Genomic DNA, 18,569 nt, shown 5'->3' with positions numbered 1-18,569 from the left:
CCCGGTGCGACAGGGGCACGCCACGACCAGACGGTTCGCCGTGACCGCCGGCCGTGCCCTCACTCGAACGGGCTGGGGTCCCCCGCGCCCACCCTGGTCACGACGGGGTAGCCGTCGGACCAGTCGACGACGGTCGTGGGCTCGAGGCCGCACTCCCCCGAGTCGATGACGGCGTCGACGACGTGGTCGAGGCGGTCCTTGATCTCCCAGCCCTCGGTCATCGGCTCGTCGTCGTCGGGCATGAGCAGCGTGCTCGACAGGATCGGCTCGCCCATCGCCTTCAGCAGCTCGCGCACCACCGGGTGCTCGGGGATGCGGACGCCCACGGTCTTCTTCTTGGCATGGAGCAGGCGTCGCGGCACCTCCTTCGTCGCCGGGAGGATGAACGTGTAGGGGCCAGGCGTCGCGGCCTTGATGGCGCGGAACACCGAGTTGTCGAGGTGCACGAACTGGCCGAGCTGCGCGAAGTCCGAACAGACCAGCGTGAAGTGGTGCTTGTCGTCGAGGTGCCGGATGCGCAGGATGCGCTCCTTGCCCTCGGGGTTGTCGAGCGAGCAGCCGAGGGCGAAGCACGAGTCGGTCGGGTAGGCGATGAGGCCGCCCGTCCGAAGGATCTCGACCGCCTGGCCGATCGCCCGGGGCTGGGGGTCCACCGGGTGGACGTCGAAGTACTTCGCCATGACCTCACCCTGCCATGCTGGAGCGATGACGGAGCGCACGGGTGACGGCATCGACGATCCCACCGACGAGTCGACAGCTGCCATCCGGGTCGTCGACAACCCCGGCCGCGGCCGGTTCGAGCTGTTCGACGGCGACCGGGTGATCGGCATCGCCAGCTACGCGGTCGTCCGTGGCGACGGCGGCGAGGGCGGCGAGGGCGGCGAGGGCGGTGCCGAGCCCGACCGGGTCGTCTTCTTCCACACGGAGGTCGACCCGGCGTACGAGGGGCAGGGCCTCGCCGGGCGCCTCGCCGACTTTGCGCTGTCCTCGACCGTCGCGTCCGGTCGTCGCATCGTGGCGCTGTGCCCGTACATCAAGGTCTACCTCCGAAGGCACCCCGAGCCGTATGCCGCCCACGTCGTGACTCCCACGGAGGCTGATGTCGAGGCGGCCGACGAGGCCGCTCGCGCGGCTGCCGGGTGACGCGTCCCCACGTCGTCGTCGTGGGTGGCGGCATCGTCGGGTCGGCCGTGGCCCGACGCCTCACCCTTTCCGACCCTCGGCCCGACGTCACCGTCGTCGAGAAGGAGTCGGCACCCGCCCGGCACCAGACGTCGCGCAACAGCGGCGTCGTGCACGCCGGCATCTACTACGCGGCGGGTTCCGCCAAGGCCACGCTCTCGCGGGAAGGGGTGCGTCGTCTGCGCGCATACTGCCACGAGCGTGGACTGCCGTACGAAGAGGTCGGGAAGGTCGTCGTCGCCCTGGACGAGGTCGAGCTCGGTCGGCTGCGCGAGATCGAGGCACGGGCGCAGGCGAACGGCGTGCCCGGCCTGCGCCGGCTCGATCCGGTGGCCCTGCGCGAGCTCGAGCCTCACACCGTCGGACTGGCTGCGCTGCACTCCCCCACGACTGCGATCACCGACTTCTCCCTCGTCGCAGCCGCGATGCTCGAGGATGCCATGGGCCGCGACGCCCGGGTCGTCACCGACTTCGAGGTGACCGGTCTCGACCAGAGCGGCGGGCAGGTCGACGTCCGGGCAGCGGACGGGCGCCGGCTCCGGGCCGACCGGGTGGTCATCGCGGGGGGACTGCACGCCGACCGGCTGGCCGTCCTCGCCGGCGACGGGCCGAGCCCGGCGATCGTGCCCTTCCGGGGCGAGTACCACCGGCTCGCCCCGTCGGCCACGCACCTGGTGCGCGGCCTGGTCTACCCGGTGCCCGACCCGCGCTACCCCTTCCTCGGGGTGCACCTGACGCGCACCGTCGGCGACGACGTGCTGCTCGGACCGAATGCCGTGCTCGCGACGGCGCGCGAGGGCTACCGCCGCCGCGACGTCGACCCACGCGTGCTCCGGGCACTCGCGACCTCGCGCGGCTTCCGGCGGTTCGCCCGGGCCAACCTCGGCACCGGCCTGCGCGAGATCGCGGGGTCGGTCAGCAGGCATGCCTTCGTCTCTCGCGCGCGGCGGTACGTGCCCGCCATCACGGACGACGACGTCGTGCCCGCCGGCTCGGGAGTGCGCGCGCAGGCGATGGACGCTGACGGGTCGCTCGTCGAGGACTTCCGCTTCAGCAGGGTCGGGGCCGTGCTCTGCGTCCGCAACGCCCCGTCCCCCGCAGCGACCGCCTCACTCGCCATCGCCGACCTCGTGGTCGACCGGCTGGACCTCGACTGACGTCGCCCGCCCCCCGCGGCACCCTCGGCGCACCCTCGGTGCACCCGCCGCGGCCACGGTCGGTGACGGAGGGGCCGTCAGCTCTTGCCGAAGTACTCGCTGGCCTCCATGGCCTCGATGACCGACGGCGCGCCGTGTTGTCCGACCGAGTAGCTGCCCAGGTCGATCGCGGTGTCGACGAGTCCGACCACCGGGCTCACCATCGACCACGGCGAGACATGGACGTCGGGGCCCTTCGCCGGGTCGAGGGCGATCTGGGTTCCGAGGGCGTTCGGCAGGGGGTCGTCACCGATGAAGGGCACGTGGTCGACGAACGAGCCGAGAGGGTTCTGCACGGTCGTGAGGATCTCGCCCCGCACGTGGTAGTTGCGCACCTGCCCCTGGTCGAGGCTCGCCGAGTGATGGCCCAGGGCCGCGGCGGCGACGACGGTGTTGGGATGCACGCCGGCCGCGTTGAAGGTGACCGCGGGGACGCCCGTGGCGACCGATGCCGTGCTCGCGAGGCCACCGCCGAGCGAGTGCCCCGTCAGGACCACGTTGTCGCTCCCGACCGCCGCGGCGAGGTGGTGGGCCAGGGCGATGGCCTGCAGGTGCTGGCTGCTGAGTGCGCCGAGGCCCTGCTGGGCGTTGGTGCCCCAGTCGCTCACGCTCTTGGGGTCCGTCCCGGCGAAGGCCAGGACGTAGCGGCCGTGGTCGTCGCGGTAGATGTTCGCCTGGAAACCACCGCGCCCGGTGAGGGAGGCGGGGTCGATGCCGAGCTTCTCGAGCTCGTCGGCGCTGACCGGGTCGAAGCTGTCAGTGCCCGTGCCGTCATAGACGCCCTTCGCCAGCTCGGCGAGCTCGAGGTCGACGTCGTGGGGTTCGGTGCCCCGGACGTCGTCCGCGAAGTCCAGCTCGTCGACGGTCCCGCCGCCCGGACCGGACGAGGCGCCGAAGCCGGGCGCCAGCCACGGCGGGAGCGAAGCCTGCCCGTGGCCGCTGGCGCCTCGTTGTGCTCGCGCGTTCTCGGCGAGTCGCCGGGACATCGAGTCGAGCGAGGACCCCAGCGCGACGAGCGCAGACGACGCGGACCGCCAGGTCTCCTGGGCGGCCTGCGCGTCGTCACCGCCCCACGACCGGCCGAGCGCGGCAAGGGCCCGCGTGCCGGTGGCACGGATGCCGTCGACCTCGCCGGCGCACGCAGTGAGCTCACGTGCGGTGCGTTCGAGGGCTTCGGGGTCGGCGCCCTTGCGGTAGAGCACGTTGGCCTCCTGTCGACGGTGCGCCTGACGTTAGGTTGCGTGCGGCCCTCCGTCGATGGGGAGCCCTCCCCGCGTGTCGCGGCGACGCTCGCGCGACCGCGAGACCTGGTGGGACTCGCGGCACGGCACGGCGTGGAGGACGAGGACGAGGACGAGGACGGTGGAGGGCTGCAGCGCCGCGGCTCAGGCGCGCAGGTCGCTGAGCAGCGACGCGAACGGGGTCACGTCGTCGAAGGGGTCGACCCGGGCCTCACGCGGGCTGCCCACGACGAGAGCGGCGAACGACCGTCCGGCGCGGTCGATGCGCTCACCGAGCCGACCGGCGTCAGTGCTCCCCCAGTCCTCGCTCGCTGCGAAGACCGCGACCGGGGCGACGAGGGCACCGAGGTGCGCGAAGAGGGGACGTAGCGCGTGGTCGATGGCGAGCGAGTGGCGCGCCGTGCCCCCTGTCGCACCGAGCAGCACCGGGGTGTCGCGCAGGGCGTCCTTCGGGAGCACGTCGACGAGCATCTTGAACAGCCCGCTGTACGACGCGGCATACACCGGCGTGGCGACGATGACCGCGTCCGCCTCCGCGATGGCGTCGAGCCGCACCTGCAGCTCGGGCGATGCGAAGCCGGTGAGCACGTTGTTCGTCAGGTCGTGGGCGACGTCCCGCACGTCGATCACCTCGACGACGACCTCGCCGACATCGTGTCCGGCGAGGGCACGCACGGTCGCCTCGGTGAGACGGTCGGCGAGCAGGCGCGTGGACGACGGCTGGGTCACGCCGGCGGTGATGACGGCGAGATGGAACGGGGTCTGGGTCGTCACCTGGTCACCTCCACGGTGGACGTGTTGTCGGTGGACGTGCTGTCGGTGGGCTGGGGGGACGCTCCGGTGACGTCGTCACCGTCGGCGTACACGGTCGTGTCGTGGGCCCCACCCGCGGCCGCGACGCGGCTCGCGTGGTCGGGGGCGTCCGGCACGTGGGCGGGCTTCAGGGCGGCGAACTCCTTGCGGAGCACCGGGACGACCTCCTCGCCGAGGAGGTCCAGCTGCTCCAGGACCGTCTTGAGCGGCAGGCCGGCATGGTCGACGAGCCACAGCTGGCGCTGGTAGTCGCCGACGTAGTCACGGAAACCGAGGGTGCGCTCGATGACCTCCTGCGGGCTTCCCACGGTCAGCGGCGTCTGGCTGGTGAACTCCTCCAGCGTCGGGCCGTGTCCGTAGACCGGTGCGTTGTCGAAGTAGGGCCGGAACTCGCGCACGGCGTCCTGGCTGTTCTTGCGCATGAAGATCTGCCCACCCAGGCCCACGATGGCCTGATCGGCCTGGCCGTGGCCGTAGTGCTCGAAGCGGCGGCGGTAGAGCTGCACCATCTGCTTCGTGTGGCTGGCCGGCCAGAAGATGTGGTTGGAGAAGAAGCCGTCGCCGTAGTACGCCGCCTGCTCGGCGATCTCGGGGCTGCGGATCGAGCCGTGCCACACGAACGGCGGCACGCCGTCGAGAGGGCGCGGCGTCGAGGTGAAGCCCTGCAGGGGCGTGCGGTACTTGCCCTGCCAGTCGACGACGTCCTCACGCCACAGCTGGTGCAGCAGCGCGTAGTTCTCGATGGCGAGCGGGATGCCCTCGCGGATGTCCTTGCCGAACCACGGGTAGACGGGGCCGGTGTTGCCGCGGCCGAGCATGACGTCCATGCGTCCGTCGCTCAGGTGCTGGAGGTACGCGTAGTCCTGGGCGAGGCGCACCGGGTCGTTCGTCGTGATCAGCGTCGTCGACGTCGACAGGATGAGGTGCTCGGTCTGAGCGGCGATGGCGGCGAGCAGGACGGGCGGGTTCGCCGGCGCGGCGAACGGCGGGTTGTGGTGCTCACCCGTCGCGAAGACGTCGAGACCCACCTCCTCGGCCTTCTTCGCTATGGCGACGGTGGCCTTGATGCGCTCGTTCTCGGTCGGCGTACGGCCCGTGGTCGGGTCGGTGGTGACGTCGCCGACGGTGAAGATCCCGAACTGCATGTGTCCCAACTCCTCAGTGATTGACGTTTCAATCATACCGAACGCCGGTGACCCCTCCCCCATTCCCGCTGCGCTCGGCGCGCGGCCCGAGGATCGTGTTGGATGGCCCGGTGAGCACGTGGGACGGCGTCGCCGAGGCCTACCGGAGGTCCTTCGCGACCATGTGCGAGGGCACCGTCCCCCGCCTGCTGTCCGACACTCCCGAAGGGCACCACCTCGACGTCGGCTCCGGAACCGGTGCCCTCGCCGCCGCAGCCGCGGCGAGGGGACGCACCGTCGCGGCCGTCGACGCCGACCCCCAGATGGTGGCGCTGTCGAGCGACCTGTCTCCGGGTGCCGTCCTGCGGGCCGCCCTGCCCGACCTGCCTTTCGGTGACGGCGCGTTCGACGCCGTCACGGCCAACTTCGTGGTCAACCACGTCGCCGACCCTCGCGCTGCCGTGAGCGAGCTTGCCCGCGTCACCCGGCCGGGCGGGCGTGTCGCCCTCACGATCTGGACGTCAGGCACCCCGCAGTGGGCACGTCTGGTGGCCGATGCCTTCAGCGCCGCGGGGGTCGTCTCGCTACCCGGCCAGCGCCTGAGCCCCGAGCTCGACTTCGCCCGGTCGGTGGAGGGCCTCCGTGGACTGGCCTCGTCGGCGGACCTCGCCCCGGTCGTCGCCACGGAGCTGCGGATGCCCTGGACCATCGCGCGCGAGGCGTTGTGGCGCGGGATCGCCGGTGGCGTCGGGGTCGCAGGACGGACCCTGCTGGCGCAGACACCCGGCGTGCGCGCCGCCGCCGAGGCACGATTCCGTGAAGCGACGGAGCCCCTTTCGGTCGACGGTGTGCTGACGCTGCAGACCTCAGCCGCCTACGTCGTCGCCGAGGCCTGACCGGCGACGAGGCGGGGCTGTCGGGCGGCGGCAACTTTCGGGCTCCGGTGAGCATCTCCATGGACAGCCGGCTGCCACAGGGGCGCCGGGCTTCTGAACGAGAACCAGGGACAGTCCCATGCAGCTCATCGCACCACCCGAGGGCTTCGTCGCCCCCGCCCGTGTCGTCGCCCGCAGGCGCCCGGCCCAGAACCTTCCGGCTCTCTACCCCCTCGCGGTGTGGGCACACCGGTGCCGGCGGCTTCTCGTCTGGATGCGCGGCGGCACGGAGTGGGCCGGGGAACGCCTGGCCGACCCTCTGGCACACCGCGTCAAGGCGCACGGCTCTCTGCTCATGCGGGAGCTGTCGGAGGACGAGATGCACCTGCAGCGCAACAAGGTGGTCAACCTCCGGCTCGCCTCCCGCCGGGTCGACACCCTGCTGATCCGCCCCGGCGAGACCTTCTCGTTCAACAAGGTGGTCGGCAGCTGCACGCGCCGGCGGGGCTACGTCGAGGGCATGCGGCTGTCCAACGGTGAGGCGCGGGCCGGCGTCGGTGGCGGCATCTGCCAGCTCGCCAACCTGCTGCACTGGATGTTCCTGCACAGCGAGCTCACGATCCTCGAGCGCTCCGAGCACTCCTTCGACCCCTTCCCCGACAAGGCGCGCGTGCTGCCGTGGGGCGTCGGGTGCTCCATCGTCTACAACTACGTCGACCTCGTCGTGCGCACGACACGACGTCGACCTTCCAGCTGCTCGTCACCGTCGGCGAGCGCCACCTCGAGGGTGAGCTCAGGTCGGACGCGCCGGCCGCGCACTCGTACAAGGTGGATGCCCGTGACGAGCAGTTCATCCGCTCGGGCGCCGAGATCTTCCGGCGCAACGAGATCTGGCGCACGGTCATCGACAAGCGGACCGGCCGCGCGGTGGGCGAGGAGCTGCTCAAGCACAACTGCGCTCTCGTGCGCTACGAGCCGAGCGGACCCGTCATCGACCTCGCGCTGGCACCCCAGCCGCCGGCGCCCCAACGGCCACGGCATGGCATCCTGACCGCGTGACCGACGAGATCTCCCCCAAGGACCGCTTCATCACGGTCTACGGCCGCAACCCGGTGCACGAGGTGCTCCTCGACGACGACCTCCACGTCGACAAGGTCGTCATCGCCGAGGGCGCTCGCGGGGCCGGCCTGCGCGAGATCCAGCAGGCTGCCCGCCGTCGGCGCGTCGACGTGCAGTACGCCAGCGCCGAGCGGGTCAAGAAGCTGGCCGGCAACGGCCGTCAGGACCAGGGTGTCTTCGCGGACGTCGTGGCACCGCGGATGCGCCCTCTCGACATGGCCCTCTCCCGGGACCGCTCCGGTTCGCTCCGGACCGTGCTGGTGCTCGACGGCGTCACGACTCCCGCCAACGTCGGGATGATCCTTCGCTCGGCTACGGCCGCGGGCGTCGACGGCATCGTGGTGCCGCGCAAGGGAGTCGCCTCGATCGACCCGCTGGTCGTCAAGGCGTCGGCGGGAGTCGCGTTCCGGGCACCGATCCTCAAGGCCTTCACAGCCGGCGAGGCCGTCGAGACGCTCAAGGAGGCCGGCTTCCACGTCGTCGGGCTCGATGCGCGCGGTGACGACGACCTCTTCTCCGCGCACCTGCCCGAGCCGGTGGCGTTCGTCCTGGGCAGCGAGACCGCAGGGCTGTCCCCCGACGTCGCCGCGCTCGTCGACACGTGGGTGTCCATCCCGATGGCGGCCGGGGTGGAGTCGCTCAACGTGTCGGCGGCCGCCGCCGTCGTCTGCTTCGAGCTCGTGCGCCGCGCCCGCCTCTGAACCGATCGGCCGACGGACCGCCACGAACGTATGCCGCGTCGCCGGCGCAGCACGCGGGTGTGCGTCCGCACGAGGTCGTGGCGGTCCGTCGGTGGAGGCGTCGGGGCGTCAGCCGCCCCACTTGTCGGCGAGCGCCCGGACGACGGTGATGTTGCGGGCGGTGCCCACGGCACCGGTCAGCTTCTCTATGCGGGCGTTGGTCAGCCTGGCGCCCTGCACCCCTGCCGCGAGGAAGAGCACGATGTCGCTGCCGACGACCAGCGCCCCTTCGGTCTCGACGTCCCACGCGTGCAGCGCCTCGACGCCCGCGGGGTCGAGCGTGCCCGTCATGAACGTGATGTAGCGGCGGGCGTCCCCGGGCACCGGTGAGTCGAGCGCCTCGGCGTCGTCGGCGAGCCTGCGCAGCTGGGCAGGCGTGCGCACGACGACGGGCACGTCGAAGCCGAACTCGGCGCTGATCGCCCTTCGCAGGTCGGTCTCGACCCTGGCTGCGCTCCGCGTGGTCGACCGCACCTTGAGGTTGCCGCTCTGGATGTGCGTCTCGACGTCCTCGTAACCCTCGGACTCCAGCAGCTCACGCAGGGCAGCCATCTTCACCTTCCGCGTGCCGCCGAGGTTGACGGCACGGAGGAACCCTATGTAGGTCGGCACGTGCCGATCGTCGCACAAGGGCGGAGCATGCCGAGTCAGCCTCGCGAGACGGTGCCGGAACCGACCTCGGCCACCCTCCCCGCCACCCGGATGGTCGCGTCGGAGTCGACCGTGAGCACGAGCCGCGACGGCCGGCCGGTCTGGGCGCCCTGTGACACCACCACCTCGAGCGCGGTGCGCCCCTGACCGACGAACCAGCCGCCCAGGCTGCTGCACGCCGACCCGGTGGCCGGGTCCTCCTCCAGGGTCGTGCCCGCAGCGGCGAACATCCGGGCTTCGATGGTGTCGGGTCCGGTCCACGCCCAGAGGTACGCGTGCGGCGGGCGCTCCGGCATCGCCAGGTGCTCGAGCATCAGGGTCGGGTTCGGGGCCGCAGACCGGAGGGCCTCGAGGTCGTCCACCTGCACGACGAGCGACTCGACGCCGCAGCTGACCCACTGGGTCGCACCGGTCACGAGCGCCGTGACGGGAACCCCGAGCGCAGCCGCCACCTGCCGGGGCGTGGCTCGCGCCTGCCGGTGCTGCGGCGGGTTGGCCTGCAGCTGCCAGCCGTCGGAGGTGCGCCGAACCGGGATGTCACCGGCGGGCATCGTCAGGAGCACCTGGTCGACGGGACCCCCGACGTGTGCAGCGGCCCGATCGGCGACGACGTGGGCCGTGCCGAGGGTCGGGTGGCCGGCGAAGGGCATCTCGTAGGTGGCCGTGAAGATGCGCACCGATGCCCGTGCCGGACCGTCGGCGCGCGCTGTGTCGGTGGACGCGCCGTCGTCGACGAAGGTCACCTCGCTGAGGTTGAACTGTCGTGCCCAGGCCTGCATCTCGCTGTCGTCGAGCCCCGACGCCTCTTCGAACACCGCCAGGGCGTTGCCCGAGAACGGGTCACCCTCGATCCCGAACACGTTGACGATGCGGAAGGGCAGCTCCATGGCGGCGAGTCTCGCAGTCCCGTCGACGCGGGCCCGAAGCGGGGTGCAGGTGGTTTGATGACCGGTATGGCCTCCCCCGACGGCATCTACCCGGGCAACATCTACCTCTTCCGGCACGGCGAGACCGAGTGGTCGCTGAGCGGCCAGCACACGGGCACCACCGATCTGCCGCTGCTTCCCGAGGGCGAGGCCGCCGCGCGCGAGCTGGCGGACGTGCTGCGCAAGCACCGTTTCCAGCGGGTGCTCGTCTCCCCGCTCCAGCGCGCCAAGCGCACCGCCGAGCTGGCCGGCCTCGGCGACTTCGAGGTCGAGCCGCTGTTGCGTGAGTGGGACTACGGCGCCTACGAGGGCGTCACGACGAAGCAGATCAGCGAGGAGATCGGCCACCCCTGGGAGGTCTTCGTCGACGGGGTGAAGCCCGGGGTCACGCCCGGCGAGACGGTCGAGGAGGTGTCCGCGCGGGCGCAGCAGGTCATAGACAAGGTGTGGCCCGACCTCGAGCACGGCGACGTCGCCCTCTTCGGCCACGGGCACGCGCTGCGCGTCCTCACCGCCACCTACCTCCGGCTCGACCCGCGCTTCGGCCAGAACCTCGTCCTCGACGCCGGCTCGATGAGCGTGCTGACCCACCACCGCTCGACCCGCTGCATCGGGATGTTCAACCTGTCGCCCTGGCGTCTGCTCTCAGACGACTGAGCCGGGCGGGATGCACCCACCGCGCCCGACCGAGCCACCCACGTCCCTTTGCGTATGCCGGCACGCCACCAGACGGCATACGCGAGCTGCGCTGGGGCGCAGGAACGCCCGGGTCAGTCGCTCGGCAGCTCCCAGGTGTGGACCGGCTCGTTGGCCATCATTCCCTCGATGTAGCGGCTGAGCATCTCGCGCAGTGCCTTGTCGCGGGTGAGCCCCTGGGCCTCGAGCCGGGACACGCACTCGGTCTGCCAGGAGGCGCCGTTGACGCCGGTGAGGCAGCGCTGCTCGATGATCGTGAGGAAGCGGTCACGCACGGCCGCCGAGACGCCCCACCGCTCGAGGCCCTCGTGGGCCATCGGGAGCAGCCGGCGCAGGACGAGCTCGGTGGAAGGCACCTCGCCCAGTCCGGGCCAGTAGGTGCGGGCGTCGATGCCGAGGCGGGCGCCCTCCTCGAAGTTCGACTCGGCTGCCGAGAAGCTCATCCGGGTCCACACCGGACGGTCCTCCTCGGCGAGCACCCGCATGGTGCCGTAGTAGAACGCGGCGTTGGCCATGACGTCGGCGATGCTCGGACCGGCCGGCAGGACGCGGTTCTCGACGCGCAGGTGCGGGCGGCCGCTGACGATGTCGTAGATCGGACGGTTCCAGCGGTAGACGGTGCCGTTGTGCAGCCGCAGCTCCTTGAGCTCGGGCACGTCGCCCCGCTCGAAGACCTCCTCGGGCTCCTCGTCGTAGAGCTCGGGGAGCAGCGCCGGGAAGTAGCGGACGTTCTCCTCGAAGAGGTCGAAGATCGAGGTGATCCACCGCTCGCCGAACCAGACCCGGGGCCGCACGCCCTGGGTCTTCAGCTCGACCGACCTCGTGTCGGTGGCCTGGGTGAAGAGCGGGATGCGCGTCTCGGCCCAGAGCCGCTGCCCGAGGAAGAACGGCGAGTTGGCGCCGAGCGCGAGCTGCGGGCCGGCGAGCACCTGGGCGGCGTTCCAGTGGTCGGCGAAACGTTCGGGCTGTACCTGCAGGTGCAGCTGGATCGAGGTGCAGGCCGACTCGGGCGCGAGGCTGTCGGAGTAGCGGGCGATCCGCTCACCCGTCGGGCCCTCGAGCTCGAGCCAGACGTCCTCGCCGCGGGCGTCGAGCACGGCGTTGTTGAGGGCGGCATAGCGGATGTTCTCGCTGATCCAGTCACCCTCGAAATGCTCGGGCATGACCGTGGGCAGGATGCCGATCGCCACGATGCCGGTGTGCAGCTCGGCAGCCTTCGCGGAGGCCCGGTTGAGCGACTCGCGCAGGAGGCCCTCGAGCTCGATGGCCGAGTCGCCCGGGAGCGGCCTCGGGTGCACGTTGAGCTCGATGTTGTAGCGCGCCAGCTCGGTCTGGTAGTCCTCGTCGGCGATCTGCTCGAGCACCGACTTGTTGTCGAGCTTGGGCCCGAGGTCCTCGTTGACGAGGTTGAGCTCGATCTCGAGACCCGTCATCGGTCGGTCGAACTCGAACTCGCTCTTGCCGAGCATGCGTTCGAACACGTCGAGGTCGCGGCGCACCTTCTCCCGGTACTGCTGCCGCTGCTCGCGTGTGTACCTGGCCTGCTCGACGTCGGCTCCCACGTGCCGAGACAACCACACTCCGGGTGCTCCGCGCGACTAGCGCGCCCGAAGAGTTCAGCTCTCGAACGCCTCCGGCGGCGGGCACGAGCAGACGAGGTTGCGGTCGCCGTAGGCGCCGTCGATGCGGCTGACCGGCGGCCAGTACTTGTCGGCGGCGTTGATCCCGACCGGGAAGGCGGCCTCGGTGCGGTCGTACGGGTGGTCCCACGGGCCGGCGATGTTGAGGGCCGTGTGGGGCGCGTGGCGCAGCATGCTGTCGCCGACAGCCACCTCGCCGGCACGAACCGCCTCGATCTCGCCCCGGATCGCGATCATCGCGTCGCAGAAGCGGTCGAGCTCGTAGAGGTTCTCCGACTCGGTGGGCTCGACCATGAGCGTGCCCGCGACGGGGAAGCTCATCGTCGGTGCGTGGAAGCCGTAGTCGACGAGGCGCTTGGCGATGTCGTCGACGGTGACGCCGGTCTCGGCGGTGATCTGCCGCACGTCGAGGATGCACTCGTGGGCGACGAGCCCGTCGAGGCCCGAGTAGAGCACGGGGTAGTGCTCGCGCAGCCGTGCGGCGATGTAGTTGGCGCCGAGCACGGCCATCTGGGTGGCGTGGCGCAGGCCGTCGCCGCCCATCAGGCGGACGTACGCCCACGAGATGGGCAGGATGCTCGCCGAGCCGTAGGGGGCCGCTGACACCGGACCGACACCCGACTCGGGGCCGGCCTCGGCCGCGAGCGGGTGGTTGGGCAGGTGCGGCGCGAGGTGCGAGCGGACCGCGACCGGGCCGACGCCGGGGCCACCGCCGCCGTGCGGGATGCAGAACGTCTTGTGCAGGTTGAGGTGGCTGACGTCGGCGCCGAACTTGCCCGGCTGGGCGAGGCCGACGAGGGCGTTGAGGTTGGCCCCGTCGACGTAGACCTGGCCGCCGGCTTCGTGGACGAGCTCGCAGAGCTCGGAGATGGTGTCCTCGTACACGCCGTGCGTGGAGGGGTAGGTGACCATGATCGCGGCGAGGTCGTCGCGGTGCGTCTCGATCTTCGCGCGCAGGTCGTCCATGTCGACCGTGCCGCCGGCGGCCGTCTTGACGACGACGACCTTGAGACCGGCCATGACGGCGGACGCGGCGTTGGTGCCGTGCGCGCTGGCGGGGATGAGGCAGGCACGGCGGTGCCCCTCGCCCCGGGCCTGGTGGTAGGCGTGGATCGCGAGGAGGCCCGCGAACTCGCCCTGCGAGCCGGCGTTGGGCTGGAGCGACACGGCGTCGTAGCCGGTGATCTCGCAGAGCCAGCCGGCGAGGTCGTCGATGAGGCCGCGGATGCCCTCGGTCTGGTCGGCCGGCGCGAACGGGTGGAGGTTGGCGAACTCGGGCCAGGTGACCGCCTCCATCTCGGTGGTGGCGTTGAGCTTCATCGTGCAGGAGCCGAGCGGGATCATCCCGCGGTCGAGGGCGAAGTCGCGGTCGGAGAGGCGGCGCAGGTAGCGGAGCATCGCCGTCTCAGAGTGGTGCGCGTGGAAGACCGGGTGGGTGAGGAAGTCCGACGTACGCGTGAGCGCCGCAGGCACGCCGGTGCCCTCGGGGGCGCCGAGCGCTGCCTTCGCGTCGTCGGAGGCGGCGACACCCAGCGCGTCGAGGACCGCGAGCACCGTCGCCGGAGAGGAGGTCTCGTCGAGGCTGACGGAGATGCGGTCGGCGTCGACACGCCGCACGTTCATGCCACGGTCGGCGAAGGTGGTGGTGACGTCCGCGGCGCGCCCCGGGACGACCACGGTAACGGTGTCGAAGAAGGCCGTCGTCTCGACGTCGACGCCACCCGCGACCAGCGCCTGGCGCAGGCCGGCTGTGAGGCCGGTGACGCGACGAGCGATCGTCGTCAGGCCCACGGGGCCGTGCCACACGGCGTACATGCTCGCCATCACGGCGAGGAGCACCTGGGCGGTGCAGATGTTGGAGGTCGCCTTCTCGCGGCGGATGTGCTGCTCGCGCGTCTGGAGCGCGAGGCGGTAGGCCTGGTGGCCCTCGGCGTCGACCGAGACACCGACGAGGCGGCCGGGGAGCTGGCGCTCGAGGCCGCGGTGCACGGCCATGTAGCCGGCGTGCGGTCCGCCGAAGCCCATCGGCACCCCGAAGCGCTGGGCGCTGCCGACGGCGATGTCGGCGCCCCACTCGCCGGGGGCGGTGGCGAGGGTCAGTGCCAGCAGGTCGGCGCACGCGGTCACGAGTCCCTTGGCCTCGTGGACGGCGGCGGTGAGGGGGGCCCAGTCCACGAGCTCGCCCGTCGCGTCGGGGTACTGCACCATGACGCCTGCCACGGGCTTGCCGCCGGCCGCGGACGAGAGCGAGTCGGCGTCGGCGACGCCTCGCAGGTCGGCGACGACGACAGGCAGGCCGATCGCCTCGGCCCGGGTCCGCATGACGGCGATGGTCTGCGGGAACAGCCGCTCGTCGACGAGAACGACGGCGTCGTCGGCGGCGCGGCCGGCCCGGCGCATCAGCGACATCGCCTCCGCGGCAGCGGTGGCCTCGTCGAGCAGGGAGGCCCCGGCGACGTCGAGGCCGGTGAGGTCGGTCACGACCGTCTGGAAGTTGAGCAGGGCCTCGAGGCGACCTTGGGAGATCTCCGGCTGGTAGGGCGTGTAGGCGGTGTACCAGGCGGGGTTCTCGAGCACGTTGCGGCGCACGACCGGCGGGGTGACCGTGCCGTAGTAGCCGAGACCGATGAGTGAGGTGAGGACCGTGTTGCGCGATGCGAAGCCACGCAGCTCCTCGATGACGGCGCTCTCGCTCGGGGCGGCCTGCACGCGGAGCGGCGACTCGGAGCGGATCGCGCCCGGGATGGCGCGGTCGCACATGGCATCGAGGCTGGGCTGGCCCACCACCTCGAGCATGCGACGCACGTCGTCGCCGGCCGGGCCGACGTGACGGCTGACGAAGTCGGCCATCGGGGTCTCGCTGGACGCTCCGGTGGTCACGGGGACGAGCTGGTCGATCGACATGCGGGGCTCCTGGCGGGATTCGAGCGGACGACACACGCTCCCCGTCTGTCGAGCACCGCGCGGTGCCTCCAGAGTTGCCTCGCCCGCGTGGTCCTGGCGCCTGAGAGGTTCCGGGGATGTTGCCCCTTCGGCGCCTCGCAGGTGCGTGGCACCCCGAGGACTCTCCCACGCAGGGTCGATCGGCAACGCCAAATCTACCAGCAGCGCGACAGGGTGGCGGAACGCCGACGGCCCGACCGGGGATGGTCCGGTCGAGCCGTACGGAGCGTCGTGGGCCGTGCGGCCGGGCGGGGGCCGGCTCAGGCCATGCGGCGCGCCTGCCGACGCGCGGTGAGCTCGTCGTCCGGGTGCTCGGCCGCGGGGTCCTCGGCGCGCTCGCTGGGCAGCTGCGCGAGCTCACCCTCGACCTCGCGCCACACGCGACCCACCGCGATGCCGAAGACGCCCTGACCACCCTGGACCAGGTCGATGACCTCGTCGGCCGACGTGCACTCGTAGACGGAGGCGCCGTCGCTCATCAGCGTGATCTGCGCGAGGTCCTCGACGCCCCGCTCGCGCAGGTGGCCGATGGCGACGCGGATCTGCTGGAGCGAGACCCCGGTGTCGAGCAGTCGCTTGACGACCTTGAGCACGAGGATGTCGCGGAAGCCGTAGAGCCGCTGCGTGCCGGAACCGGTGGCACTGCGCACGGACGGCTCGACGAGCCCGGTGCGGGCCCAGTAGTCGAGCTGGCGGTAGGTGATGCCGGCGGCCTTGCAGGCCGTCGGACCGCGGTAGCCCGAGTCCTCGGCGAGCTCGGGCAGGTCGTCGGTGAACAGCAGGCCCTGAGACCCGACGGGCAGTGCCCGACCGGCGTCACGCGCGTCCTCGATGGCGGCCATGCCGTCCTCCTCCTGCTCGGGCTGCGGTCGCGTGGTGCGAGCCGCAGACGACATGAAGATAACTACAGTCACGTCGTTCTCTGACGGTAGGCCGAGGGACCCTCCCGGTCAATCACCCGAGGGCCGGTGCGACGGCGTGTCGGACCGGCAGGCGAAACCTTGACCTTTCAGTTGAAGGTCAAGCCGCCGCGTGCCGCAGGGCTCAGTCCGGACGGTCGGGCAGGTCGGGACGGTCCGGCTGGTCCGGTGCGTCACCGGGCTGGTCCGGCGCGTCACCGGGCTCACCCTCGAAGTCCTCCGCCGACACGTGGTCGAGGAACTCCTTGAAGCGCTCGACCTCGTCGTCCTCCTCCGAGGAGACGACGATGGCCGCCTCGTCGAGGATCGAGGGCTCGACGAGCACCTTGGCGCCGGTGCGCAGGGCCAGCGCGATGGCGTCGCTGGCTCGCGAGCTGACCTCGGACTTGCCGTCGATGATGAGAGCGGCGTGGAAGACGGAGTCCTTGAGCGCGACGATGCGCACCTCGGTCAGCTCGTGTCCGAGCACCGTGAGCACGTCGCGCATGAGGTCGTGCGTCAGCGGTCGGGGCGGCACCACCCCCTGCTGGGCGTAGGTGATCGCGGCTGCCTCGGCGGCGCCGATCCAGATCGGCAGGTAACGGCCGCCGTCCCTCTCGCGCAGCAGGACGATCGGCTGGTTCGTGGGCATCTCGACACGGACGCCCAGGACATCGACCTCTCTCACTCCTCCACCGTACCCCGCGGTCCGAGCGACCGGGACGGGCTCAGCGCGGGAGGCCGGCGCGGACCAGCGCCACGTGGAGCGCGATGCAGGCAGAAGCGATCTCGGCCGCCCGCTCTTCTCGTGCCCCGCTCCCCCGGCGTGTCGCCAGCACCTGCTCGACGAGCCCGATCTCGCGGTCGGCGGCAGTGCGGAACGGTCTCAGGTGGCGAGCCTCGAGCCCGTGCGCGGCCAGCGCGCGGGCCGCTGCCGCGACGGCCAGCGACTCGTGCCCGAAGCGCCCGTTGGCGTCTGCCTGCAGCAGACCGTAGGTCTCGAGGGCGTGCATCGTGTCGCGGTCGATGCCTGTCGCCTCGCGCAGCTCGGGACCGGTCAGGGCGACGTCGCGGTGGCCCACCAGCGCCTCGGGGCCGGGCACGTCGGGGTCTGGCACGGGCACCGGAGGGCGGGGACGGCCGTCCGTGTCGTCGCCCGGGTCGGAAAGTCCGCGGTCGAGGGCGTCCAGTGCCTCGCGGATGACCTTGAGCGGCCAGTAGCGATCGCGCTGTGCCGCGAGGACGTAGCGGAGGCGGCGTACGTCGTCGTCGGTGAACGTGCGGTAGCCCGAGGCAGTGCGGTGCGGCAGGACGAGACCTTCGGTCTCGAGGAAGCGGATCTTGGACGCCGTCACGTCGGGGAAGTCCTCGGACAGGGCCGCCAGGACCTTGCCGATGGTGAGCCGTCGCGGCGCAGGCGTGGGTGTGTCACCCTCGCCCGCCGCCGGGGGCAGCCCCGAGGCGGTGCCTGCGGTCATGAGGCAGAGTGCTGAGGCGCCCCGGACGAGTAGTAGACGAGACGGAACTTGCCGATCTGGACCTCGTCACCCTGGTGGAGCGGCGCCTCGTCGATGCGCTCACGGTTGACGTAGGTGCCGTTGAGCGAGCCGGAGTCGCGCACGGTGTAGCCGCCACCCTCGGCGACGAAGAGCGCGTGCTTGCGAGAGACCGTGACGTCGTCGAGGAAGATGTCGGAGTCGGGGTGCCGGCCCGCAGCGACCTCCTGGTCGTCGAGCAAGAAGCGCGCCCCCGTGTTGGGGCCGCGGAGCACGACGAGCAGGGCCGTGCCGGGACGGAGGGCATCGATCGTGGCGGAGTCCTCGGCACTCAGTCCGCGCGGCGTGGCGGTCTCGGTGTTCTCCTGGGCCGGGACGCCTTGGAACCGCATGGTGCGGGGTTCGACGTTCATGTCGTCGGGGTCGGGCAGGTCGCTCGACATGCGGTCCTCCTCTGTGGTGCGGGCGGATCGGGCTCTGTCCACTCTAGTTGACCCGGGCAGGAGGAGCTCCTGCCCGGGTCGAGCGTGACGGTGGCCCGAGGGTGGTCAGGACAGCGAAGCGGTGTATGCGGCAGCGTCCATGAGCCCGTCGACGACGGAGGCATCGGCCAGGCGCATCTCGAACATCCAGCCCTCGCCGTAGGGGTCGGAGTTGATCAGCTCGGGAGAGGCGTCGAGCGCCGCGTTCGTCGCCGTCACCTCGCCCTCGAGGGGCGCGTAGACGTCGCTGACCGACTTGGTGGACTCGACCTCGCCGCAGGAGTCGCCCGGCGCAACGGTGTCGCCGACGGCCGGGAGCGAGACGTAGACGACGTCGCCGAGGGCGTCCTGGGCGAAGGCGGTGATGCCGATGCGGACCACGCCGTCGTCGCCGACGCGGACCCACTCGTGGTCGCTGGTGTAGCGCAGGTCGGAGGGGTAGTCCAGGTCGCTCATGTCGCTCCTTCGTCGGTGGCCGGGCTCCGGGAGGGGCCGGGGTGGCTGCGGTGGCTTCGCGGGGCCGTTGTCGACGTCGATGCGCCGGCA

The 18,569-nt window shown here is 71.6% G+C and carries 19 protein-coding genes and 1 riboswitch; of the genes, 6 read left to right on the top strand and 13 right to left on the bottom strand.

The window, feature by feature from the left end; genetic code table 11:
* Positions 1–59: 59 nt before the first annotated feature.
* Positions 60–680, bottom strand: coding sequence for an L-threonylcarbamoyladenylate synthase (locus AB4091_RS12040; protein WP_442291986.1), 621 nt, complete (start codon positions 678–680; stop codon positions 60–62).
* A 25-nt stretch (positions 681–705) separates the two neighbouring features.
* Here AB4091_RS12040 and AB4091_RS12035 point away from each other — a divergent pair, with 25 nt between their 5' ends.
* Positions 706–1,143, top strand: coding sequence for a GNAT family N-acetyltransferase (locus AB4091_RS12035; RefSeq protein WP_442291985.1), 438 nt, complete (start codon positions 706–708; stop codon positions 1,141–1,143).
* Positions 1,140–2,339, top strand: coding sequence for an L-2-hydroxyglutarate oxidase (lhgO, locus tag AB4091_RS12030; protein WP_442291984.1), 1,200 nt, complete (start codon positions 1,140–1,142; stop codon positions 2,337–2,339). Before AB4091_RS12035 ends, lhgO begins: the two co-directional genes overlap by 4 nt.
* A 77-nt stretch (positions 2,340–2,416) precedes the next feature.
* On the opposite strand, the gene AB4091_RS12025 is transcribed toward lhgO, so the two are convergent.
* From AB4091_RS12025 to AB4091_RS12015, 3 genes are all read right to left on the bottom strand, one after another.
* Positions 2,417–3,580: a WXG100 family type VII secretion target gene (locus AB4091_RS12025; protein ID WP_442291983.1), complete on the bottom strand. Its 1,164-nt coding sequence runs from the start codon at positions 3,578–3,580 to the stop codon at positions 2,417–2,419.
* Positions 3,581–3,763: 183 nt separating this feature from the next.
* Positions 3,764–4,393 (bottom strand): FMN reductase, encoded by a 630-nt coding sequence (locus AB4091_RS12020; RefSeq protein WP_442291982.1) that lies wholly within the window; start codon positions 4,391–4,393, stop codon positions 3,764–3,766.
* Positions 4,390–5,577 carry an LLM class flavin-dependent oxidoreductase gene (locus AB4091_RS12015; protein WP_442291981.1) on the bottom strand — a complete coding sequence of 396 codons (1,188 nt, stop codon included), beginning with the start codon at positions 5,575–5,577 and terminating at the stop codon, positions 4,390–4,392. Before AB4091_RS12015 ends, AB4091_RS12020 begins: the two co-directional genes overlap by 4 nt.
* A 110-nt stretch (positions 5,578–5,687) precedes the next feature.
* Here AB4091_RS12015 and AB4091_RS12010 point away from each other — a divergent pair, with 110 nt between their 5' ends.
* From AB4091_RS12010 to AB4091_RS12000, 3 genes are all read left to right on the top strand, one after another.
* Positions 5,688–6,452 (top strand): class I SAM-dependent methyltransferase, encoded by a 765-nt coding sequence (locus AB4091_RS12010; RefSeq protein WP_442291980.1) that lies wholly within the window; start codon positions 5,688–5,690, stop codon positions 6,450–6,452.
* 118 nt (positions 6,453–6,570) lie between these two features.
* Positions 6,571–7,482 (top strand): VanW family protein, encoded by a 912-nt coding sequence (locus tag AB4091_RS12005; protein ID WP_442291979.1) that lies wholly within the window; start codon positions 6,571–6,573, stop codon positions 7,480–7,482.
* Positions 7,483–7,486: 4 nt separating this feature from the next.
* Complete coding sequence (locus AB4091_RS12000; RefSeq protein WP_442291978.1) at positions 7,487–8,251, top strand: TrmH family RNA methyltransferase; 765 nt, start codon at positions 7,487–7,489, stop codon at positions 8,249–8,251.
* A gap of 108 nt (positions 8,252–8,359) precedes the next feature.
* Here AB4091_RS12000 and AB4091_RS11995 read toward each other — a convergent pair whose 3' ends face one another.
* Complete coding sequence (locus AB4091_RS11995) at positions 8,360–8,902, bottom strand: DUF1697 domain-containing protein (RefSeq protein WP_442291977.1); 543 nt, start codon at positions 8,900–8,902, stop codon at positions 8,360–8,362.
* 35 nt (positions 8,903–8,937) lie between these two features.
* Positions 8,938–9,828, bottom strand: a complete 891-nt coding sequence (locus tag AB4091_RS11990) for a PhzF family phenazine biosynthesis protein (RefSeq protein ID WP_442291976.1) — start codon at positions 9,826–9,828, stop codon at positions 8,938–8,940.
* A gap of 66 nt (positions 9,829–9,894) precedes the next feature.
* Between AB4091_RS11990 and AB4091_RS11985 the strand changes: the two genes are divergently transcribed.
* Positions 9,895–10,524, top strand: coding sequence for a histidine phosphatase family protein (locus tag AB4091_RS11985; RefSeq protein WP_442292298.1), 630 nt, complete (start codon positions 9,895–9,897; stop codon positions 10,522–10,524).
* A gap of 113 nt (positions 10,525–10,637) precedes the next feature.
* Here the strand turns inward: AB4091_RS11985 and AB4091_RS11980 are convergent, their stop codons facing one another.
* The 7 genes from AB4091_RS11980 to gcvH all read right to left on the bottom strand — a co-directional run bounded on the left by AB4091_RS11980 (position 10,638) and on the right by gcvH (position 18,479).
* A complete protein-coding gene (locus AB4091_RS11980) occupies positions 10,638–12,125 on the bottom strand; it encodes a glutamate--cysteine ligase (protein ID WP_442291975.1) in 1,488 nt (495 codons plus the stop codon).
* Positions 12,126–12,179: 54 nt separating this feature from the next.
* Positions 12,180–15,107 (bottom strand): aminomethyl-transferring glycine dehydrogenase, encoded by a 2,928-nt coding sequence (gcvP, locus tag AB4091_RS11975; RefSeq protein ID WP_442291974.1) that lies wholly within the window; start codon positions 15,105–15,107, stop codon positions 12,180–12,182.
* Between the two features lie 78 nt (positions 15,108–15,185).
* Positions 15,186–15,285: riboswitch (glycine riboswitch) on the bottom strand.
* 121 nt (positions 15,286–15,406) lie between these two features.
* On the bottom strand, positions 15,407–15,988 hold the full coding sequence (locus tag AB4091_RS11970) for a MerR family transcriptional regulator (RefSeq protein WP_442292297.1): 582 nt from the start codon (positions 15,986–15,988) through the stop codon (positions 15,407–15,409).
* Between the two features lie 202 nt (positions 15,989–16,190).
* A complete protein-coding gene (locus AB4091_RS11965; protein ID WP_442291973.1) occupies positions 16,191–16,733 on the bottom strand; it encodes a bifunctional nuclease family protein in 543 nt (180 codons plus the stop codon).
* 40 nt (positions 16,734–16,773) lie between these two features.
* Positions 16,774–17,523 carry a transcriptional regulator FtsR gene (gene ftsR / locus AB4091_RS11960; RefSeq protein ID WP_442291972.1) on the bottom strand — a complete coding sequence of 250 codons (750 nt, stop codon included), beginning with the start codon at positions 17,521–17,523 and terminating at the stop codon, positions 16,774–16,776.
* Positions 17,520–17,984 (bottom strand): FHA domain-containing protein, encoded by a 465-nt coding sequence (locus tag AB4091_RS11955; protein ID WP_442291971.1) that lies wholly within the window; start codon positions 17,982–17,984, stop codon positions 17,520–17,522. The genes ftsR and AB4091_RS11955 overlap by 4 nt, the downstream gene beginning before the upstream one ends.
* Positions 17,985–18,089: 105 nt before the next feature.
* Entirely contained in the window at positions 18,090–18,479 is a 390-nt protein-coding gene (gcvH, locus tag AB4091_RS11950; protein ID WP_442291970.1) for a glycine cleavage system protein GcvH, read from the bottom strand.
* Positions 18,480–18,569: the final 90 nt, after the last annotated feature.

Source organism: Terrabacter sp. 2RAF25 (assembly GCF_052115265.1).
Lineage (GTDB): Bacteria > Actinomycetota > Actinomycetes > Actinomycetales > Dermatophilaceae > Terrabacter.
The sequence above is the reverse complement of the archived record's forward strand: the minus strand, read 5'-3'. Positions and strand labels throughout refer to the sequence as shown.